Raw genomic sequence first — 20804 nt, 5'->3', positions numbered from 1 at the left:
AGCTCGCTATTCTACTGGCTAAGCGGAGTGAATGATAATGACTGTAGCGTGAGAAATGAGCGCCTATCTGGCCTCAGGCACCGGCTCAGGCCGGCGCCAGGCAACCAGGAAAATCATCAGCCCGGCTACGGCGGTTGCAGCTCCTACGTAGCCAGTGGACTGCCAGCCGAAGCCGGCGGTAATGGCCATCCCGCCCAGCCATGGGCCCAGGGCATTGGCAAGATTGAATGCGGCGTGATGGGAGGCAGCCGCCAGAGTCTGGGCGCCGGTTGCCACATCCATCAGGTGGGTTTGCAGCGCCGGGCCCAGAGCCACCATTAAAGCGGTCAGGAAACAGACCACGAGCAAGACGGGCAATGAGCCTGTGGCAGAAGGAAAGACGCTCAGAATCATGGCGCTGAATACCAGGATCACGCCAACGGCCCGGAATTGCAGCCGGTCAAACAACCAGCCACCAAGCAGGTTGCCCACAAAACCGCCCAATCCGAATACCACCAGGGCCACGGGAATCCAGGCAGCATCCACTCGAGTGACTTCCAGCAGTGTCGGGGCAAGGTAACTGAACACAGCGAACATGCCTGCGAAACCGATAGCGCCAATGGCCAGTGCAAACCAGATTTGTGGTTTGTTAAAGGCGCGGATTTCGCTTAACGGGCTGTGCCTTTGTTCCTGAGGATTTTTGGGCAGGAACAGGGTTACCAGCACCGCGGTGAGTAAAGACACCAGGCCAACAAAACCAAAGGCATAGCGCCAGTCCATGGATTGCCCCATTACCGTGGCCAGGGGATTGCCGATCAGCAGTGCAAGAGTCAGCCCCATCATGATCTGGCTCACCGCCTTGGCCCGCTTGTGTACCGGCACCAGTGAGGCTGCCACGAGGGCCGCAACACCAAAGTAGGCGCCATGGGGCAGTCCGGCGATAAACCGGAAAACCAGCAGGGATTCGTAATTGCTGGCCAGGGCACTGGCCAGGTTGCCCAGCGCGTAGAAGGACATCAGTAGTATGAGCAACTGCCGCCGGAACAGTTGCGCGCCGAGAATGGCCAGAATGGGCGCACCGACCACCACGCCCAGCGCATAGGTGGAGATAAGATGACCTACTTGTGGTTCAGAAACGCCGAGATCCTGAGCAACATTGGGCATTAATCCCATAATGGCGAATTCACCGGTACCGATACCAAAGCCGCCCATCGCCAGCGCAAAGACGATCAGCCAGGTCGGAAGGCCCGAATCGGGATTGTGGGTGGCGGCGCTCAATCTGATCTCCTTGATTCCATCAGGGAAGAGAAAGCCCGCCATTGTCAGGATTGGGTGCTCTAACGGCTATAAGCGATTATGAGGATGGACGTTAGCTTGCTAATTCAAGCCGTAGCGGCGTTCGCGCTCAAACCGGAAAAAGCCCTCTTCCTCTTCCCGTTCGATGGTCGGAGCAGAAAACCCGAAATGTTCCTGGCGAAGATCCGTTAACGCGGCCTCCAGTTGATCGCCGTTCAGGCGGTTCTCCAGGGCGCGTCTTTCGGCCATATAAGCTTTGCCTTTCTGCCATTTTTCCTCCCGGCGCTGGTCTTCCTCGGCCAACTGGCGAACGGCCTCTTCGGAGTAGCCTATCTGGCGGCGCAGAGCGTTGATGGCTTGCTGGCGTTTGTCTGCAGGCAGGCTGGCGAGTTGCTGTTGAACGCTGTCCATGGAGAACAGGGCGTGGCCGGTCGCACCGGAACCCGCCAGTTGCCGGGCCAGATCGGCACCATAGAGTTCGTCTGCGGTGGTCTGTAGCTGGTGAGCCAGTTCGGTCAGTGGCATCTGGTTGGCCTGGTCCAGCCGCGCCAGAGTCTGCTGGAACTGGTCCGATTTGGCTTCCACCGGGTTCTGCTCCTCGGCCCAGATCTGGCTTGCCAGGGGGCCGAAAATCGCTTCGCGTTGCTGCCAGAGCTCGGCGTAGCGTTCCATGTCCGGCAACCCCTGTAAACGAAGCTCGTGATTGTCGAGCCACCGGTTGTAAAGGTCCAGCTTGGCCAATAACGCGAAAATGCTGTCGGCCAGTTCCGGAAAGGCCGTGGTGATGGCGGACTGGAAAAGCTCGTCACCGGAATCCGGATAACGCGCCAACAGGTTTCGGCGTTCGTTATACAGACGTGCCTGGGTGGCCGGCTCGGTGATGGTGTCGCCGTACAGTTCCAGGTACTTAACGGCCAGTTCAACAACGCGTTGGTCGCCGCTTTGGGTTGGCTCGGCGGCGGACGTCGCTGCCGCACGCGACGGGGTGGAGCCATTGGGCGCTTGCATAGCCGCCGGCTCTGATGACTCGGGCCAGTAATGAAAACCGCCCGCAATCACTAAGGCCAGGGCACCGAGCGCCAATACGGAATTGAGTGGTTTCATTGCTGCGGTCCTGCTATTGATTTTGCCGAATGCGGTCCCGGCCGCCGTTCGGCCGGGACACCTGGGCTCAGAGGAGCGGTTGCAGTTTCGGCCAGATCAGATCAGCGATCTTTTTCGAACCGCTATCCGCCGGGTGGATACCATCAAAGATGATGTCGCGGTCGTTGATAACCCAGCGCGGATCCACAAATGTGCAGTCCAGTACCGAGTTTTCACAGGCCCGGGCCAGTGTGGCATTGCCGTAGTCCACCGCCTCTTTCATGTCATCCAGCCGGAACAGGCCGTTCTTGGTGTAGTAGTAGCCGGTAAGAATGCCCTTCTGAACGCCGGCTTCCGCCATCTCGTTCAGGAAATCCACGCCTTCCACATAGATATCATCGATGAAATCACGGCATTGCTGGCTCAGGCGCCCGAAGCGCCACCAGGGCGTCTTGCAGTTGTTGGAGTTGAAGGCAATCGCCGGAATCAGAATATCGTTCCCGCCGGCATCACCGACAATGGTTTTGATATCCGGGTTGTCTGTGACGGCTTCCCGGAACTGATTGGGAATAGACGGGGCAATCAGCTCACCGGACAGCTCTGCACCGGAGACCGTGTAGCGCCGGAAAGTCTCGCCGGCTTTGGCTTCCAGCTGATTCTGGATTTCACCGGAGAGGGCAAAGATGGAATCGCCAACGAAAACGACCTGGTCGTTATCGGCGTCGGTCACCTTGTCGTTACTGAGCAGATAGCCGAGTTCGCTGCAGCCGGTAAACAGCAGTGCCGCGCCAAGTGCCATGGCTGGTTTGAGGGTTTTGCCCAGGAGATCGGGCAGGAACGAACGGTGTTCATTAATTGTCATTGTTTGAACTCCTTGTGTAAGGGATAGACGGTCCGTCTATGGGTACTGCCCTTTCAATATCGTCCATAGGCGCCGGTTTGCAGAATGGGAGAAGAGGCTTCGCAGTTGTCAGATCCGGCCATCAGTCGGTCATTGTGAACCGCCTCTCAGTGCTTGACCTGTCTCAAGTGGCGGTCAGCACTGGCTTGTATTTTTTCCATCAGCGTCAAATATAGGTAGTCAGAGAAACCTATTTGCTCAGATGCGAGGAGCGCCATGGATTTCAAAGACTATTACGCCGTCCTCGGTGTGAGTGAGTCTGCCACGCCCGAGGAAATCAAAAAGGCCTACCGTAAGCTGGCGCGGAAATACCACCCGGATGTCAGCAAAGAGGCCGATGCGAGCGACCGTTTTAAAGATGTGGGCGAAGCGTATGAAGTACTGAAGGACCCCGAGAAACGGGCCGAGTACGACCAGTTGCGCAAGTACGGTACCCGAGACGATGGTTCATTCCAGCCGCCACCGGGCTGGCAGAGTGCCTCCGGCTTTGGCGGCGGAGGATACACAGAGGCCGACGCTCGTCAGTTCAGCGATTTTTTTGAGGAAATCTTCGGCGGCGGCCGGCGTGGAGGCTTCGGGGGTGGCGGTTTTCGCCAGAGCATGAGAATGCGGGGCGAGGATGTGCATGCCCGGCTGGCCCTGTTTCTTGAAGAGGCCTTTAACGGTTGCGAGAAACAGGTGTCGTTCACGGTTCATGAACCCGATGAGCATGGCCGCCTGATACCACGCCAGAAAACCCTGAAAGTAAAAATCCCTGCGGGCATGCGGGAAGGGCAGCATATCCGGCTGAAGGGCCAGGGCGCACCCGGAATTGGTGGAGGTGAGCCTGGCGATCTGTTTATCGAAGTGGAACTGGCGCCCCACCCGCACTTCAGTATTGAGGGCCGGGATGTGCTGGTTACTGTGCCCATTTCGCCGTGGGAAGCCGCCTTGGGGGCAACGGTCACAGTGCCAACGGTGAGCGGAAAGGTGAATGTGAAGGTGCCGAAGGGGGCCACCAGCGGGCGCAAACTCCGGCTCAAGGGCAAAGGCTTCCCGGGTAAACATCCGGGCGACCAGATTGTGGTACTGCAAGTGGCCATGCCGGAACAGCACACGGCGGAAGCTGAAGCACTCTACGAGAAGCTGGCTGAGCTGGAGAAAGGCTTTAATCCGCGCAGCAAGCTGCACGTGTGAGGGAGGCGAACATGACGAGCAAAGACCGGATTCTGACGGTGGAAGTCACCGACACCGATGGCAGCACCTTCTCGCTTCGGGAAATCTGCGAACGTGGGGACTGCCATGCAGAGTTTGTGATCAAACTGGTGGATTATGGAGTCATCTCGCCGCTGGACGAGGTGCCGGAAATGCGCCAGTGGCAATTTGACGTGGCCGCTCTGAGTCGTCTGCGGAAAGCGCTGCGCCTGCAGCGGGATCTCAAACTCAACCTGCCCGGGCTGGCGATGTCGCTGGAGCTGCTGGACGAAGTCCAGGACATGCGGCGGGAGGTGGACCGTCTGAACCAGCGCATTCGTCAACTGATGGGCGAGTAGGCGTATTATTGTCCCGGGGGCTGAACGCCTGTTTCAGCGCCCGGACTTTTCCAGTGCCTGTATTTCGGCGTAAATCTTTTCCGCCTCCTCCATCAGCGTGCCGTGACTACGCAAATCGCCATTACGCTGTGCATGCAGCGCCTTGGCGAGCTTTTCCTCATAGGCTTTCTGCAGTTTTTTCTTCGGGTCGCCCTTCAGAAATCCCAGCATGGCTGGCTTCTCCTCTTGTTCAGTGTTCCAGCATATACGCTGTCGGGCCGGCGTAGTTCACTCCAGAACCTGGATTGCTGCCCACATAGGCCCGCCTTTTGCTATACATAAAGACAGAAACTCGGCAGGGAGCCGGCTGTCGGTGTGCAGGATGCTTTGCGCGCGAACACTAGCGGAGTCCCTATGTCCATACGTTTTTTCAAACACCTCGTGACCAGTCGTCTGTTGCGGCCGGTGTTCATTGTGCTTCTGGTTGCTGGCCTGATACAGGTCGTTGTCAGCCAATGGTTGATATCGAACCAGGTTGAGCGGCTGGTCGAAACCGCAGGCACCGCGCTGGAAGCCAGCAGCAATAATGTCAGCGCCTCGTTTGGTGAAACCCGGGAAGATGTCCGGGGCCGGCTTGAGCGCATGCGCCAGAAAACCACCGACGAACTTTCCGCGGAACTCACCCGCCAGCAGACCGAGCAGCAGGAGCGTGTGGCCGGTAATGTTCGTACAGCCGTTATGGCGGAAGCCCAGGGGCTTGCCGAGGTGCTGGCTGCCGTCGCTGCGCCTCTGATCTGGGATCGTGACATCCCCCGCCTGACCGATCTGGTGGAACTGGCCGATGCCAGAGAGTCTGTTCTGTTTGCGATTTACTACGATCAGTACGGTGAACGTCTGACCCGCTATGTGGATCGCACGGACGATCGTGTTCGCACTCTTATGGAGCAGGGGGAAGGTCGTGGTGCTGCAAATCGGGTCCTGGATGCTGCCAGCCGGGATCCCGATGTGGTGATCATCAGCGCGGATATTGCGCCACAGGGTTCGGCTATTGGAGAGCTGAAACTTGGGTTGTCGCTTGAGGGCATCAATCGTGACCTGACTCAGCTCGAGGCGGAATTCGGAGCAACCATTGCGGGCAGTATTGATGCACTCCGGGAAACACTGGGCTCCGAAACAGAGCAAGTGAACCAGCGGTTACAACAGCAGCTCGCAGCCATGGACACAGAAACCCGCACGAGCATGAATAACACCGTGCAGGCGTTGAATGACGAAGCCGAAAGTCTGTCCACCAAGCTGTCGCTTCTGGCGGTGGTGTCGGTCGTAACCCTGGTTGTGCTTGTGGCCCTGGTGCTGGGCGGCGGCGTACTGCCCAGGGTTTACCGCCTTAGCCAGGCGATCTGGGGGATTGCCGATGGCGAAGCCGATCTCACCCGGAGAGTCTCCCTTAAAGGCAATGACGAACTGACCGAAATGGGGCACGGAGTAAACCGGTTTATTGCTCGGATCCAGGAACTGGTCTCAGACGTCAAGGCGTCGGCAGAGTCCGCCGCCGGCCAGGCGCAGGCCCAGCGGGATATCAGTCGCCGCGCTGTGGCCGCGGTGAATCGTCAGGAGCAGGGTGTCGCCCAGGTTTCCGGCACTATGGAGATGATGTCGCGCAGCATTTCCGAAGTCGCCGGTGATGTGCAGGATATCGCCGGCGAAGTCCGGAATGTCAGCGCCGAAAGTGCGGCCACAGCGGAGATCTCCCGTGAAGTGCGTGATCGTCTCGACAGCGTCGTGCGGAACGTTGAGCAAGCGGTCGCGGCGGTCAATCAGTTGGATACCCAGAGTAAAGAGATTGGCTCGGTACTGTCCGTGATCGGAGCTATCGCGGAGCAGACCAACCTGCTGGCACTGAACGCCGCCATCGAAGCGGCGCGGGCTGGCGAGTCCGGTCGAGGGTTTGCGGTGGTGGCTGATGAAGTGCGCACTCTGGCCAGCCGAACCCAGGAGTCGACCACCGAGATTCAGGCCATTATCGAAAGGTTGCAGCAAGGCAGTCGTCAGGCCGTCAGCACCATTAACGATGTGTCCGGTCAGGTCGCGGAATCCTCAACGGAGTTCCACCGGGCCGACGAGCACTTCGACCGCATTAACCAACTGCTGGCCAGCCTTCAGCAGCGGGCCCTTGAGATCTCCGGGGTGGCGGAAGATCAGAGTGGGCACGCCAGCGAAGTCAGCGTCAGCGTGCGTGAAATTGCCGATTCCTCACGGGAAACCGTTGATTCCATAACGCATTCGGACGAGGCCAGCGGTGAGATTGCAAGCACCCTGTCGGCCCTGCAAACAAAGGCATCCCAGTTCCGGGTTTAGCAGACCCGGACACGTTTCCAGAAACGATTCACGAAATTGTCATCATTCCTGACTGGACAAATCCAAAATTTGGGATTATTTTCCCATTTGATCATTTGGGAAAAATATCCCAATTATTGTGGCGCTGAAAAAAACGCGCCGGATTCTGTCAAATCAGTCGGGAGAAGGAAGATGAAGCGCAACGGACTTTCAAAAGCGATCAACTTGGTTCTGGTTGGTACCTTGGCCGGCGGTCTGGCCGCCTGTGGTGGCGGTGGCTCCGGCTCCTCCGGTTCAGTGGGTGCGAGTGGCAATGCCGAGGGCACCAGCGTTGGTGCGGTGACCGGTTTTGGTAGCGTGTATGTCAACGGAACCCGGTTTGCGACCGATGGCAGCGTTAGCAGTGACGACGGCATCGAACGTGAGGGCCAGCTTGAAAAAGGCATGGTGCTGAAAATCAAAGGTGACTGGGACGAGCGGGGCCAGGGCCAGGCCGACGCTGTGTTCTATGACGATACCCTGAGGGGACCACTGGTTGCGGCAACCTGGGATGCCACCGCCAGCACCGGTCAGTTGGAGTTGCTGGGGCAGGTGGTTGTGCTTAACAACCAGACGGTATTCCGCGGAGCCACACCGGTTGAGCTTGCGGCCGCGCCTGCCAACTATCGGGTTCGGGTAAGCGGCTGGCGGCTGGATGACGGCAGTTTCCGGGCCAGCTTCGTGGGTGCGCGTCTGCTGGGCTCGGATTTTGACGATGTGAATGAAGCTGAACTTGAAGGCGTGGTCCAGAACCTGGATGCGCAGTTGCAGACCTTCACCATCAACGGTTTCACAGTGGATTACACCAGCGCAGTCGCGGATGACGACTTCAGTCTGGACCAACTGGAGAACGGGCTTGCGGTTGAGGTGGAAGGTCAGCTCAACGCAGACGGCGATGTCCTGCTTGCCGAGGAAATTGATGATGAGGACGACCTGTTTGACGACAACGATGACGTTGAAATTTCCGGTGATATCTACGATTTCGATGCGTCTGCCCGCACCTTCCGGATTAATGGCGTGCTGGTTCAGCTGAATGCTGAGACTGAGTTTGACGACATCAGCGAGGGCAGCCTTCAGGATGGCGTGTTCGTGAAAGTCGAGGGTGATTTCCGCAACAACACTCTGCTGGCGGAAGAAGTGGAAGGCCGGGAAGGCGATGCGGAACTGGACGGCATCATCCAGCAGATCGATCTGGACAGTGAATTGCTGGTGGTCAGTGGCGTTCGCGTTCAACTCACCGCAAATACCCTGATCGACGACGATGACAGCGATAACGACCTGCGTAATCGTGTTGATGACATCAACGCCTTCAGCGTTGGGGACTATGTTGAGGTTGAAGGTCGTCAGCGTACTGATCACCTTGAAGCCTTCACCATTGAGCGGGAAGACAGCGACGAAGATGATAACTTTGAGCTGGAGGCCAGAATCGATGCCGTTTCCGATACGTCGGTGACGGTGATGAATCTTGAAATCCTGCTGAATGGCTTCAGCGTTGCGGGTCTTCAGGTTGGTGATGAAGCCGAGGTTGAGTACGACCAGACCAACGGCGGAGAGTATGTGTTGACCGCAAACCCCGAAAACTGAGGTCGAAGGACACAGGTTGCGGGGGATACCGCAACCTGTGTCTGGTTTTCCGGGGCAAGATGGGAATACAATCCCAAACATGACTGATGCCAAATCCAATCCCCTGCACCAAGCGCTGTTCCGCATTTTGCGCCCGATGGCCAGACTGCTGTTGCGCAATGGCGTTCCGTTCGGCGAGTTCTCTGAGCTGGTGAAAAGGGCGTATGTGGAGGCTGCGTTGGAGGATTTCTCTGACGGGCGCCGCAAACCAACCGATTCCAGAGCGGCAGTGATGACAGGCCTTACCCGCAAAGAAGTGCGAAAACAACGAGAGATATTGGCGGGGCAAAGCCCGGTCAGTGAACGAACCTCTCATGCAAATCGCGCGTCGCGTGTGGTGTCCGGATGGGTGCACGATGAGACCTATCAGGCAGCGAATGGACAGCCCGCGGTGCTGGCATTCGAGGGCGCCGGGAGCTTCAGTGAGCTGGTTCGAAAATACAGTGGCGATATGACTCCCAGAGCGGTACTGGATGAGCTCCAGCGGGTTGGGGTAGTCGCGGTTGAGCCGGATACTGGGTTCCTGATCTTGAAACAGCGGGCGTATGTGCCGGCCGGAGACAGCGAAGAAATGCTCCAGATCTTCGGAGAGGACGTATCTGATCTTGTAGCCACTATTGATCACAATCTGGTGAGTCGGGATGTCGGGCGTGAGCCGCTGTTCCAGCGCACCCTGACCTATAATGAAATACCACCAGAGGTGATCGCTGCGTGGCGTGAACAAGCCGCAAGGCAGTCCCAGGCCCTGCTGGAAGATCTGGACAGCTGGTTAGGGCCTCACGACCGGGGAGTATCCGGCCAGGAGGGCGGCGAATCGGTACGGACCGGCGTCAGCATTTTCTATTTTGAAGAGCCGGTTCAGACGAACAAGAGCGGAGACGAATGATGATGGCTCTTAATGTCCCGACCGGACAACCCCCGCGCTGGCAAACCACCGAACTGGTCAGCATGCTGCTTTCGCCGGGTGCCCGTCAGGTGGTGAGATACTGGCTGAGTTCCGAGCATTTCCTGGATGAGCAGAAACACCCGAAGGTGGTGCTTGCAACGCCCCATGAACCCCATTCCTTTGTTGACCTGGTGCAAATCGCCAACCCAAACCTGGTGCCTTCGGTCGTGCTTGCGGAACTGCTTCGAAAGGGCATTGTGGAAACCCTGGAGAGCGGTCACGTTCTGTTAAAGAGAAGCGCTTATGCTCCCTGGGGTGCTACCGGTTCACTGAGCCTGGGCAATTACGATGATTTTGTTGACATCGACAAGCTACGACGACGCCACAACGACAGCTGACAATCAGTGGCGGGCCCGGATGGCCTGCAGGAGAGAACAATGTTCAGAGCAGTAACGCTTCACAGAATGCTGAAACTGGCCGCCGCACCGATCGCACTCGGCGTGTTGAGTGCCTGCGGCGGCGGTGGCGGTGGTGGAGTCGACGTTGCCGACGGCGGCATCCGAGGCACTGGCTCCAGTGTTGGGCCGGTTTCCGGTTTCGGCAGCGTCTTCGTCAATGGCGTGAAGTTTGAGACGGATGGTCGCGTCAGCAGTGATGACGGCATTGAGCGTGAAGACCAGTTACAGGAAGGCATGATCCTGAGGATCGAAGGCGAGTGGCGGGTTGATGGCCGGGGGAATGCGGAGTCGGTCGAGTACGACGATACCTTCCGCGGGCGTGTGGACAATCTGATTCAGACCCTGGATGCCGACGGTATGGTCGAATCGGTGCAGTTCACCATCTATAAGCAGACTGTGGTTGCCGACCAGCAGACGGTGTTCAAGGACATTGCGCTTGAAACCCTGGCAGACGGCGCTTTCGTGCGCATCAGTGGCTGGCGTGAGCCGGACCCCAACGGTCGGTACCGGGCAAGCCACATTGGTTTGATGACGCAGGATGAAACCAACGTAGAGATTGAAGGCCGCATCGACGAGGGTTCATTGCAGCTGAATCTGAATCAGTTCAGCATTAACGGGCAGTTGGTCTCGTACACTGACAGCGCGTTCGCCGGGTCGCTGACGGAAGCCGATCTGGCGAATCTTCTGCTGGTGGAGGCCGAAGGTACGATCTCCAATGGCGTATTGATTGCCCGGGAAATCGACGAAGGCGAAACCCGTCGCTACCGTCGGGGCTCCGGCGATGACATTGAGTTCTCAGGCCCCGTGAGCACCGACTACAACGCATCGAACCGATCCTTCCGCATCAACGGCCTGACCGTCTTTGTCGACGACGACACCGAGTTTGATGATGGTTTGTCGGCCTCGGATCTGACCGCCGGCATGCTGATACAGGTTGAGGGGGATTTCCAGGACAATGGCTCCGTACTGGCTGAAGAAATTGAAGCTCGGGAGGGCAACGCCTCAGTAGACGGTGTCCTCGACGTCAACACGCTCAACTTCAACGACCAGACCTTCCGGGTTGGTGGTGTGTTGGTGCAGCTCACGCCACGGACGATCATCACCGACGATGACAGCGATCTGCGTCTGAAACTGGCGGACCTGAACGGCAGTTATAAGTTGGAAGTGGAAGGGATTGAGCGGCAGTCCGGCTCTGGCGTTGTGCTTGAAGCGATAAAGGTTGAGCGCAATGAGGAAGACAATGGGCCAGCGGCGGATCGTGAATATGAAAGCCAGGGTCAGCTCACGCACGTGCAGGGGGCTGTGTTCACGGTACTGGGAATTGATGTGCAAACCACGATAGATACCCAGTTTGAAGGCACCAGCCGCGACGAGTTGATTGATGCCTTCGATGCCGGGCAGCGGCCGGTACTTGAAGTAGAGTATCGTGAGCCAACACCGGGCAACTTCGTGGCCGATGAAATCGAACTGGAAAGCGAAGACTGAGCCATGAACCACCTCGCCCACACCTTCCTCGCACCGGACTCACCGGAGGCGAGAGTGGGCAGTATCCTCGGGGATTTCACCCGGGGACTGGACTGGGATCATGTGCCGTCGCCGGTGCTTGCAGGCGTGCGGCACCACCTGGCGGTTGATGTATTCACCGATCAGCATCCGCAGGTGCTGGCCAGTAAAAGCCTGTTCTCAAGGGAGCGCCGGCGCTTTGCCGGCGTGGCTCTGGATATCCTCTACGACCACTTTCTGCTCCGGCACTGGGAACAGTTCAGTGACTGGGACAAAAATACCTTTATCCGGACCGTATACCAGGAACTGCAAAGCCACCAGGCGCTGATGCCCGACAACATGGCGGTGGTGACCCGTCGCATGGTCGAGCATGACTGGTTTGGCGCCTATCAGGATCTGGACAACATCGGCTATGCCCTCGATCGCGTGGCCAGCCGAATCCGCTTTGCCAACCGGTTTACCGGCATCATCGACGAAATCCGGGCCAATGAATCGGAACTGGAGGAACATTTTCTGGCCTTCTTTCCGGAACTTCAGGCCTTCGCCAACCGCTATCCGGAATCATCCCATCAGGCGTGAACGGGCCTGCTGATATTCCTCTTCCAATCGCTGAACCAACGCCTCAACCGACACCACATCATGAATCTGGCTCACACCCTGACCGGCGGACCAGACGGTCTTCCAGGCCTTGGCCTCATCGTCCATGGGCTTGAGCTTCTCGCCGTAATTCACATCGCCGGCCTGGTTCAGCTTCTGCATATCAAAGCCAGCGGCCTCCAGGCTCTGGCGCATAAAGCTGGCCGGTACACCGGACACCGCCGGGGTATGGATGATATCCGCTGATACGGCTTCGATGATCATGTTCCGATAGGCATCCTCTGCCTCGGATTCCTCGGTATTGATAAACCGTGTGCCCATATAGGCCAGATCTGCCCCCAGCGCCTGGGCTGCCAACAGATCCTCTCCGTGCGACAAACCGCCGGCCAGCAAAATGGTGCCATCGAACACCTCACGGATTTCATGCACCAGTACAAACGGGTTGGTGGTACCGGCATGGCCACCGGCGCCGGCGCTGACCGCAATGATGCCATCCACCCCGGCTTCTGCCGCCTTGCGGGCGTGTTTCTGATTGGTGACATCGTGGAATACCAGCCCGCCGTAACTGTGCACGGCTTCCACCACCTGGCTGGCCGCGCCCAGGGAGGTAATGACAATTGGCACCTGATGCTTTACGCACAGTTCAAGATCCGCTTGCCAGCGCGGGTTGGTGCGGTGCACCACCAGATTCACGGCATAGGGCGCGGTTGTCGCGCTTGGTTGCTGCGCCAGCTCGTCATTCATCTGCACCAGCCATTGCTCGAAACCCTCACTGCTGCGCTGGTTCAGGGCTGGAAAACTGCCCACGATGCCGGCTTTGCAACAGGCAAGGGCCAGGCGGGGTGAGGAAATCAGAAACATGGGGGCGGCAATTAACGGAAGACGAAGCTGATTTTGGAGCTGTGCGGGAATTGGCATGTTGAGTCCTTGATTTTTATTGGAACTTTCTCAAGCTATGGGGGATCTTAGCCTGTTCCCGCAGAGCCGCGAAACCGGTTTTCTGAGATAGTGTGTTATTAACCTCCAGACAAGGAGCCCGTCATGGGTGAAGCAAAACGACGTAAACAGACCGGCGCCCCCTCGCCACGCAACACGCAGGGCCGCAAATCACTGATCATCGTCCTGTCACTGGTGATCGGGGTGGCCGTCATTGCCGGCCTGTATTTCGTCACCAAACCACCGGCACCCAGCTCCGAGGCACTTCCCGTGGCGGCCCCCAACGCCGACGAATTCCCGGCCATTGTCGACCAGTACGGCGTCTCCGTTGGCAACGAAGACGCGCCGGTTGTCGTCCGCGAGTTCGCCGACTACCAGTGCCCGGCCTGCGCCCGCTTCGCCGAAGCCAGCCAGCGCCTCAAGAAAGAATATGTGGAGTCCGGTAAAGTCCGTTTCGTCTATTTCGACCTGCCTCTGCGCCAGCATCAGAACGCCATGCCCGCCGCCCTGGCCGCCCGTTGTGCGGGTGATCAGGACCAGTACTGGGCCATGCACGACAAACTCTACGGTTCCCAGTTGGACTGGAGTGGTTCCAACGATCCGACGGCCACCTTCACCCGCTACGCCAGTGACCTCGGCCTGGAAGAACGCCGCTTCCGTCGTTGCATGGAAACCGAATTGCACCGGGAAGCTGTCGAACAGAGCCTGCAAGTGGCTGTCCAGCTCCGGGTCGCCAGCACACCCACGGTCATGGTCGACAACATCCAGTTGACACGGCCCGGCTGGGGCCAGTTGTCGGCGGTTGTAGAACGGGAGTTGGCCAAAGCGGAGTAATGCGGCCATCCGCAACTTGCATCGGGGGCCTGGTTGATTAAACTTTGCCCCCTCGCGCCCACCGGCCGTGACAAATATCAAATCATGCTCCGGATTTACGATCCGGCCCGCAGGAGAAAACCATGAGCAACGAAATCGTCGTCTGCGCACTCTACAAGTTCGCAGTCCTCAATGATTACAAAGATCTACGCCAGCCCTTGCTGAACCTGATGCTGGAAAAAGGCGTGCACGGCACCCTGCTGCTGGCCCGCGAAGGCATCAACGGAACCATCGCCGGCAGCCGAGAAGGCATCGACGCTGTGAAAGCGTGGATTGGCAAAGACGACCGCTTCAACGGCATCGACTACAAAGAATCCTTCGTCGATATCCAGCCGTTCAAACGCACCAAGGTCAAACTCAAGAAAGAAATCGTCACCATGGGCGTCGATGGCATCGATCCCAAGCGGATTGTCGGCACCTACGTGGAGCCGCAACAATGGAACGACCTGATCTCTGATCCGGACGTTGTCCTGGTCGACACCCGTAACCAGTACGAAGTCGAGATCGGCACTTTCAAAAACGCCGTCAATCCGGCCACTGACACCTTCCGCGAGTTTCCTGAGTATGTGAAGCAGAACCTCGACCCGCAGAAGCACAAGAAAGTCGCCATGTTCTGCACCGGCGGTATCCGCTGCGAGAAGTCTACGGCTTATCTGAAAGAGCAGGGCTTCGAAGAGGTGTATCACCTCAAGGGCGGCATCCTGAAGTACCTGGAAGAGGTTCCTCAGGAGCAGAGTCTGTGGCAGGGTGAGTGTTTCGTATTTGACGACCGGGTAACGGTGAATCACAACCTGGAACGTGGCGAATACGACCAGTGCCACGCCTGTCGCCGGCCGATTACCGAGGCCGACAAGCAGCGCCCGGAATACGAACAGGGTGTCAGTTGCCACCAGTGCATCGACAGCCTGACCGAAGAACAGAAAGCCCGTTTCAAGGAGCGTGAGCGCCAGATGCGCCTGGCCCGTGAGCGGGGAGAAGAACACGTCGGCGGCGAGGCCGCACGCATTATTGCTGAGCGAAAGGCCCGCAAGAAGGCCGAACGGGAAGCACAGGCGCGCAGGAGTCTGGAGGGGGAAAAGCAGCGTAAGTCTGCTGTGAATTAACAGCCCCTGAGTAAGGAGACAGTATGTTGATCAGAAAACCCCTGGCGGTTGCCTGCCTGGTGGTGGCCCCCGTGGCCTGGGCCCAGGAAAGCGGCAACGTCGAAGGTGAGGCTGAGCTTGGCATTTTGCTGACCTCTGGCAACACCGAAGAAACCAAGGTGAATGGTCGGCTGGCTCTCAAACATGAGACAACGATGTGGCGGAATACCGGCGAGTTCAGTTCCCGGTACACCGAAGCTGACGACGAAACCACCGCAGAGGAATATCAGGCTGCGCTGGAATCCGACTACAAGTTCGATGAGCAACAATACTGGTTTGTCAGAGGTTCCTGGGAAGACGATCGTTTCTCCGGTTACGACTTCGAGTCTACCTTGAGCACTGGTTACGGAAACCGAGTCTGGCAGGTGGGAGAGCGATCGTTCCTCGACCTTTCTGGAGGCTTGGGTTATCGGTATAACAAGCTTGAGGAGGTGAATGACGATGGCGACGACGCCGAAAAGGAAGCGATCGCAAGATTAGCCGCCCATTTCGACTACGCCTTATCCGACACCGCCCTGTTCCGGCAGAAGCTCAGTACCGAAATCGGACTGGATGAGAACAACACCATCAGCCAGTCCGAAACGTCCCTGCAAACGAGTATCGTGGGTTCGCTGTCGATGAAAGCGGCGTTCCGGGTAAAGCATGTATCCGATGCGCCCGCCGGTACTGACAAGACCGACACAGAAACGTCATTGTCGTTGCTGTACGGGTTCTGACACACCCGGTAGCCACAAACAAAAACGGGGCAGGGGAAGAATCCTCTGCCCCGTTTGTTTTTGGGGTTACACGTTATTTCTCAGGCCCAGTTCGTCCGGGTAGGGCGTCAGGTATTTCTGGGAGTGGAGGTAGTCTACCGGTTCCTTGCGTTGGGCCAGGCGCAGCAGCGTCATGGGCACCACCAGAGGTATCTCACCACGCCGATAGGCCTCGATCTGCTCCAGCAGCACGGTTTTTTCCTCGGCCGACATGCTTTCTTTCAGAAAACCCAGCAGATGCTGCATCGCATTCACATGCGAGCCACGGCTTACCCGTTGGGTCATGGCTTCCATGAACTGATGGATGTAGCGATCGGCAATCTGTTCCAGAGGTTCGGATTTGAGGTCGCCCAGCATCGGGCCCAGTTGCCGGTAGATCTTTTCTGAATGGGCCAGCAGCGTGAACTTGTGGCGGGTGTGGAAATCAATCAGCGCCTGCTTGGTCAGGTTTTCGCCTGCCACGTTCTGCATCCAGTCGTCGTACGCAAATACCCGTTCAATGAAGTTTTCCCGCAGCATGTCATCGTGCAGGCGGCCTTCCTCTTCCACCGGCATCAGCGGGTAGGCTTTCATCAGCGCCTCGGCGAACATACCGCGGCCATCCCTGTGCATGAAACTGCCTTCGGCGTTGTGAATCTTGATGCGTTCCATGCCGCAACTGGGCGATTTCGCCATCAGGATGTAGCCGCGAAGGTTGGCCAGCGAGGGTAGCACCTCGGCAATGAAGTTCTGCATGCCTTCGGTGTGGTCTTTGCTGCCCTTGCTTTCCACCAGATGAACACCGTCTTCATGCTCCCGCAGATGAATGGCGGGGCGGGGAACGCCAAGGCCGGCTTCAAGTTCCGGGCAGATAGAGCGGAACTCGAAGTGCTTTGCCAGCACCTGGGTACAGTAGCGGGAGTGTTTGTGGCCGCCGTCGTGCCGAACTTCCTTGCCCAACAGGCAAGTGCTGATGCCAACCGGTATACCGCTCACAGGCTTCTCCAATACACAAAAGTGACGTTACTGATACCGCTTACGTTCATTCAGTGTAAACCGATCAGAGCAATGCACCCAAGGTACTCATGAAGACGTTTTGTTGCGTTTCTCCCGGGCAGCCAGGCTGGTCGCGTAAATGCCCCGGACATCCCGGGCAAATTGCTCGATGGAATAATCCTCGGCAAAGGCCCGGGCTTTGTCCGACAGCTCGGTGCGCAGTTTGTCGTCCTCAAGCAGCCGTTGGGCTTTCTCAATCCAGCGGGCCTGGTTCTCCGGAGTCTTGTAGCCGTTCAGGCCGTCCCGAACCACATCTTCAATGCCGCTGGAGCGAACCGCTACCACCGGCAGCCCGGCAGACATGGCTTCCAGAATGACCATGCCCTGGGTCTCGGATTTGGAGGCGAACAGGAAGGCATCGCCAAGGTTGTACCAGAGCGCCATCTCCTCCGGCTGAACCGCGCCCACCAGGGTAAAGTGAGAGCCCAGCTCCAGGCTGTCAATTTTCTTCTGTAGCCGGTCCCTCTGGTGGCCATCGCCGATCATCAGAAACCGGAATGGCACGTCGCTTTCCTGCCGCAGCCGGTCGATGGCTTCGATCATGAAGTCGATGTTCTTCTCGTTGGAAAGCCGGGCCACGCTGATAAAGACCTTCTCGTTGCTCAGCCCCAGTTTTTTCCGGAGTGCCTCCACGTCTGCGGGTTTCACAGCCTGGAAGCGCTCGTACTCGATACCGGTGGGTTGTACGAAGGTGGGCGTGGTCACCCCGATCATCCGCAGGTATTCCTCGGTGGAGTAAGTCGGTACGATCACGCCATCGCAGCGGTTGGCAAAGCGTTTGATCAGAGCGTGGGAAATCAGGTTCCGGAACAGCATCCCGGGCAGGGGGACAAAGTGAGCGTAGTGCTCCAGACGGGTGTGATAGGTATAGATGGCCGGAATACGCAGCTGACGGGCCATAAACAGCCCCAGGCTACCCAGCCAGAACGGATGATGCAGGTGAATCACATCCGGCCGGAAGGCCCGCACCTGCTTGCGGATACGGGCCAGGAAAATGTTGGCCAGACGGAATTCCCGTTTCTCGCCCATGGCCAGCAGTGATGGTACCCGTACTACCGCATCCTCATGACTGGGCTGGTCGCGATACCGGGGCGCGACAATCTGAGTGCTATCTCCCAGATGTTCCAGGCCACGGCGTAACCGTTCAATGGAAATCGGAACCCCGCCGATGAAAGGCAGATAGTTGTTGGTGAACATGGTGACCCGCAACGGCTTTTCGAGCCACGGAGTGGGGTCCAGGTCGTAATCCGGGTAGTAGTCCTTGCCGATGAAGATGATCTGGTAAAGCTTGATGGTCAGTGCCACAAACACCGAGACGATCAGGATGAAGTTCAGATAGCCGGTGTAGAACAGGGAATACACAAAGAACCACAAGCTTTCCAGGCGCTTCCAGACCGGATGCTGGCCCACTTCCAGACGCTCCATCTGATAGCTGACGTCGCCGTCTGGAGAGACCCGCACGTCCACGTAGTGGTAGAAGCTATCCTCCGTATTCAGCACCAGCCCGCCGGCACCCCCGGTGGTGATGTAGGGCGTGCCATCCACCATCTGCTCGTCAAAAAGCGACAGGTTGGCCGAAAACACCAGGTCGATGCCTTGCTCCCGAATCAGCTGCAGCAGCTCCTCCCGGAAGGCGGGAGGTTGCAGGTAGTCGTCTTCATCGTCGAACAGGGCTGGGGTTTCCGGTTGCAGAAGCGGGTGGCCAATAAACAGGATGTGTGCGTTGCTGGTGTCGTGGGCCAGAAGATCCCGGAGCCAGCGAATCTGCCAGCGCCAGGGCGTTTTCCCGGTGCTGTCCAGGAAGATCAGTCGGGTATTACCGGCCCGCACACTGTAGAAATGGGGCCCGAAATGATCATAAAACCGGAAGCTGCCAAAATTCTCGTATTCGTGCGGGCCGAAGGTGAGCAGATAGGGAATGTCCAGGTGGCTCAGGGTGCCATACAGTGCCCGGTATTTATCCTCGCCACCGCCGCTCACGGCATTGCCGGACGACACCAGAAAGTCCAAACCGGCCTGATTCAGGGTCGGGATAAACCGGCGCTCGAAGATGCCCACGGAATTGTTGATGTTGCCCACCACCGCAAAACGGATACCGGAGCCTGGCGGAGTGCGTTGGTGGATGCGTTCAACCTGCTCGCTGTGCAGGGCCTCAAAGTCCTGTTTGAAGAAATTCAGGTACACCTTGTAGCCCACTAGCGCCACCACAATGGCCAGGCACAGATAGAACAGCAGTTTAAGCGGGTTACGACGGATCATTCCGGCCTCCGGTGGCTTTTGATCAGTTCCCTCTGCATCACCAGCAAACCGATGAACATGCCCAGGTAGATAGTGAGAAAACGCCAGGCAATAGTGACCAGCACCAGGTGATTGCCCGACAGGATATCCCGGAAGAAACTGCCGAACACGCCTTCCGATATGCCAGAGGCCCCGGGAGTGGGGGAGAAATACATGATGAAGGTGGTTACCACCAGCAAGCCCAGAGTGGTCAGGTAATCCACCTCATAGCCCAGGCCGTGAATCAGCAGGGCGGGAAAACTGAACAGGCTGAGCAGGAACACGGCGGTGAACACTACCGACAGCAGTACGTCCCGTGGCGCGCCACGGAGGTATTCGCTGAAACACAGGGCAAACCGCAGCATTTCCCGCCGTAATTTGAACTGCCAGCGGTCGTGCCGGCGGTGGTTGATCAGATGTGCCTTGCGCAGGCCTGCGACAAGAGCGCTCAACGGCAGGATCATCCAGCGTGTCCGGAACAGCAGCACGGCAAAGAATCCCAGATAGAGCGACACAAACACCGCCAGTGCGGTGCCGATACCGGACGACCAGATGCCGCCGTCCAGGGCCTCCAGGCTCAATAGAAAGACCGGTGTCAGTGAGAAAATGAACGCCACCGCGAGTACCGTGCGGATAGTGGTGGCCGCCGTGGCGCGGGCCACGGGCACCCCATGGCGGGTGAGATACCAGATCTGGGCAAACCCGCCCCCGGTGGCCATGGGCGTTACGTTGGAGAAAAACAGATTAATGAACACCAGCCGGAAGATCTTGCGCAATGGCAGCCGGTGCCCCAGCGCCTTGAGGGTGTAGTGCAGGCGCAGACCATCGGCCATGAAGTAGATCAGCAGCAGGGCCGCGACCGGCAACAGCAGAGTGGGAGAAAGCAGGCGATCGTCGAACTGGAAACTGCGGCCGGCGAAGCGGTCGTACACCGCATACAGGCCGGCGCCGGTCATGACCAGGAACAACAGGGCGAAGGCCGTAAGCCGTCGCCAGGAAGTCCGTTTCTGGTAGTTGCTGTCAGTACTGTTGGTCATGCTCTGCCCGTCTGTTGGTGGCGGGCAGTGTACCCTGTGCAGGGCAGTGCTTGTCCAGTTTGGCTTAGTGACCGTAAACCATCAGATTGGTGTTGGTGATGGCAAAGTCTGTGAACTGGACCGAGCCGATGCTGGTGTCACCCATGCGGAATACCGGCATATCGATATCAGCCCGGAATTCCACATCGTGTACAGAAAGGCCTTCTTTGCCAGAAGCGGCACTGGTGCCCCGGGACAGGTTGGCCTTGGCATGGGCCATACCAAAGTGCCCCAGGGTATCCGCGCCACGGCGGTTATGAATCTGTAGCCCTTCAATGCCAACGGCGGCGAAGTTGAACAGCAGGATCACGTCGGCTGCGTCCCAGTTCAGGCTACCGTTGCTGATTTCGAAATGGGTATCGAGCTGCAGTTCGGAGCCGGACACCACGTTGCCATTGGCCAGGGTGCGCGTGGCGCCATCGTTATTGCGGATAACCAGATCGGTGGGGCCGATGTAGCCCTGCAGCAGGATGTTTGAGACCTGAATCCGTGACTTCAAC

Annotated in this window: 19 protein-coding genes and 1 pseudogene; 11 read left to right on the top strand and 9 right to left on the bottom strand. The window is 58.0% G+C overall.

The window, feature by feature from the left end; translation table 11 throughout:
• Positions 1-63 precede the first annotated feature (63 nt).
• The 3 genes from Q669_RS11955 to Q669_RS11945 form a co-directional block, all read right to left on the bottom strand.
• Positions 64-1299, bottom strand: coding sequence for an MFS transporter (locus Q669_RS11955; protein WP_052000819.1), 1236 nt, complete (start codon positions 1297-1299; stop codon positions 64-66).
• A 57-nt stretch (positions 1300-1356) separates the two neighbouring features.
• Complete coding sequence (locus Q669_RS11950) at positions 1357-2379, bottom strand: hypothetical protein (RefSeq protein WP_022992431.1); 1023 nt, start codon at positions 2377-2379, stop codon at positions 1357-1359.
• Between the two features lie 67 nt (positions 2380-2446).
• Positions 2447-3220 (bottom strand): SGNH/GDSL hydrolase family protein, encoded by a 774-nt coding sequence (locus Q669_RS11945; protein ID WP_022992430.1) that lies wholly within the window; start codon positions 3218-3220, stop codon positions 2447-2449.
• A 255-nt stretch (positions 3221-3475) separates the two neighbouring features.
• Here Q669_RS11945 and Q669_RS11940 point away from each other — a divergent pair, with 255 nt between their 5' ends.
• Complete coding sequence (locus Q669_RS11940; RefSeq protein WP_022992428.1) at positions 3476-4435, top strand: DnaJ C-terminal domain-containing protein; 960 nt, start codon at positions 3476-3478, stop codon at positions 4433-4435.
• Between the two features lie 11 nt (positions 4436-4446).
• The gene (locus tag Q669_RS11935) at positions 4447-4791 is read left to right on the top strand and encodes a chaperone modulator CbpM (protein WP_022992427.1); all 345 of its coding nucleotides are present in this window, start codon (positions 4447-4449) and stop codon (positions 4789-4791) included.
• Positions 4792-4824: 33 nt separating this feature from the next.
• On the opposite strand, the gene Q669_RS19530 is transcribed toward Q669_RS11935, so the two are convergent.
• The gene (locus Q669_RS19530; RefSeq protein ID WP_011786463.1) at positions 4825-5001 is read right to left on the bottom strand and encodes a DUF6435 family protein; all 177 of its coding nucleotides are present in this window, start codon (positions 4999-5001) and stop codon (positions 4825-4827) included.
• Positions 5002-5184: 183 nt separating this feature from the next.
• Here Q669_RS19530 and Q669_RS11930 point away from each other — a divergent pair, with 183 nt between their 5' ends.
• From Q669_RS11930 to Q669_RS11905, 6 genes are all read left to right on the top strand, one after another.
• On the top strand, positions 5185-7125 hold the full coding sequence (locus Q669_RS11930; RefSeq protein WP_022992426.1) for a methyl-accepting chemotaxis protein: 1941 nt from the start codon (positions 5185-5187) through the stop codon (positions 7123-7125).
• A gap of 171 nt (positions 7126-7296) precedes the next feature.
• Entirely contained in the window at positions 7297-8727 is a 1431-nt protein-coding gene (locus Q669_RS11925; protein ID WP_022992425.1) for a DUF5666 domain-containing protein, read from the top strand.
• Between the two features lie 79 nt (positions 8728-8806).
• The gene (locus tag Q669_RS11920) at positions 8807-9652 is read left to right on the top strand and encodes a DUF6502 family protein (RefSeq protein ID WP_022992424.1); all 846 of its coding nucleotides are present in this window, start codon (positions 8807-8809) and stop codon (positions 9650-9652) included.
• Positions 9649-10050: a hypothetical protein gene (locus Q669_RS11915; protein WP_022992423.1), complete on the top strand. Its 402-nt coding sequence runs from the start codon at positions 9649-9651 to the stop codon at positions 10048-10050. Before Q669_RS11920 ends, Q669_RS11915 begins: the two co-directional genes overlap by 4 nt.
• A gap of 39 nt (positions 10051-10089) precedes the next feature.
• Positions 10090-11595 carry a DUF5666 domain-containing protein gene (locus Q669_RS11910; protein ID WP_036149650.1) on the top strand — a complete coding sequence of 502 codons (1506 nt, stop codon included), beginning with the start codon at positions 10090-10092 and terminating at the stop codon, positions 11593-11595.
• 3 nt (positions 11596-11598) lie between these two features.
• Positions 11599-12192 (top strand): ACP phosphodiesterase, encoded by a 594-nt coding sequence (locus Q669_RS11905; protein WP_031211900.1) that lies wholly within the window; start codon positions 11599-11601, stop codon positions 12190-12192.
• Here Q669_RS11905 and Q669_RS11900 read toward each other — a convergent pair.
• Entirely contained in the window at positions 12175-13128 is a 954-nt protein-coding gene (locus tag Q669_RS11900; RefSeq protein ID WP_022992420.1) for an NAD(P)H-dependent flavin oxidoreductase, read from the bottom strand. The two genes, Q669_RS11905 and Q669_RS11900, sit on opposite strands and share 18 nt — an antisense overlap.
• Positions 13129-13251: 123 nt before the next feature.
• On the opposite strand from Q669_RS11900, the gene Q669_RS11895 reads away from it, so the two are divergent.
• From Q669_RS11895 to Q669_RS11885, 3 genes are all read left to right on the top strand, one after another.
• Positions 13252-13980, top strand: a complete 729-nt coding sequence (locus Q669_RS11895; protein ID WP_022992419.1) for a DsbA family protein — start codon at positions 13252-13254, stop codon at positions 13978-13980.
• A gap of 122 nt (positions 13981-14102) precedes the next feature.
• A complete protein-coding gene (locus Q669_RS11890) occupies positions 14103-15122 on the top strand; it encodes a rhodanese-related sulfurtransferase (protein ID WP_011786454.1) in 1020 nt (339 codons plus the stop codon).
• Between the two features lie 23 nt (positions 15123-15145).
• Positions 15146-15877 (top strand): YdiY family protein, encoded by a 732-nt coding sequence (locus Q669_RS11885; protein WP_022992418.1) that lies wholly within the window; start codon positions 15146-15148, stop codon positions 15875-15877.
• A 66-nt stretch (positions 15878-15943) separates the two neighbouring features.
• Here the strand turns inward: Q669_RS11885 and Q669_RS11880 are convergent, their stop codons facing one another.
• The 4 genes and pseudogenes from Q669_RS11880 to Q669_RS11865 all read right to left on the bottom strand — a co-directional run.
• Entirely contained in the window at positions 15944-16891 is a 948-nt protein-coding gene (locus Q669_RS11880; RefSeq protein ID WP_036149654.1) for a YbgA family protein, read from the bottom strand.
• 87 nt (positions 16892-16978) lie between these two features.
• A complete protein-coding gene (locus tag Q669_RS11875) occupies positions 16979-19210 on the bottom strand; it encodes a glycosyltransferase (protein WP_022992416.1) in 2232 nt (743 codons plus the stop codon).
• The gene (locus tag Q669_RS11870; RefSeq protein WP_022992415.1) at positions 19207-20265 is read right to left on the bottom strand and encodes a lysylphosphatidylglycerol synthase transmembrane domain-containing protein; all 1059 of its coding nucleotides are present in this window, start codon (positions 20263-20265) and stop codon (positions 19207-19209) included. Before Q669_RS11870 ends, Q669_RS11875 begins: the two co-directional genes overlap by 4 nt.
• A 64-nt stretch (positions 20266-20329) precedes the next feature.
• Positions 20330-20804, bottom strand: a pseudogene (locus Q669_RS11865) (hypothetical protein); the annotation flags it as partial.

It is taken from the genome of Marinobacter sp. C1S70 (assembly GCF_000475355.1).
Taxonomy (GTDB): domain Bacteria; phylum Pseudomonadota; class Gammaproteobacteria; order Pseudomonadales; family Oleiphilaceae; genus Marinobacter; species Marinobacter nauticus.
This window is presented reverse-complemented; position numbering and strand designations above follow the sequence as displayed.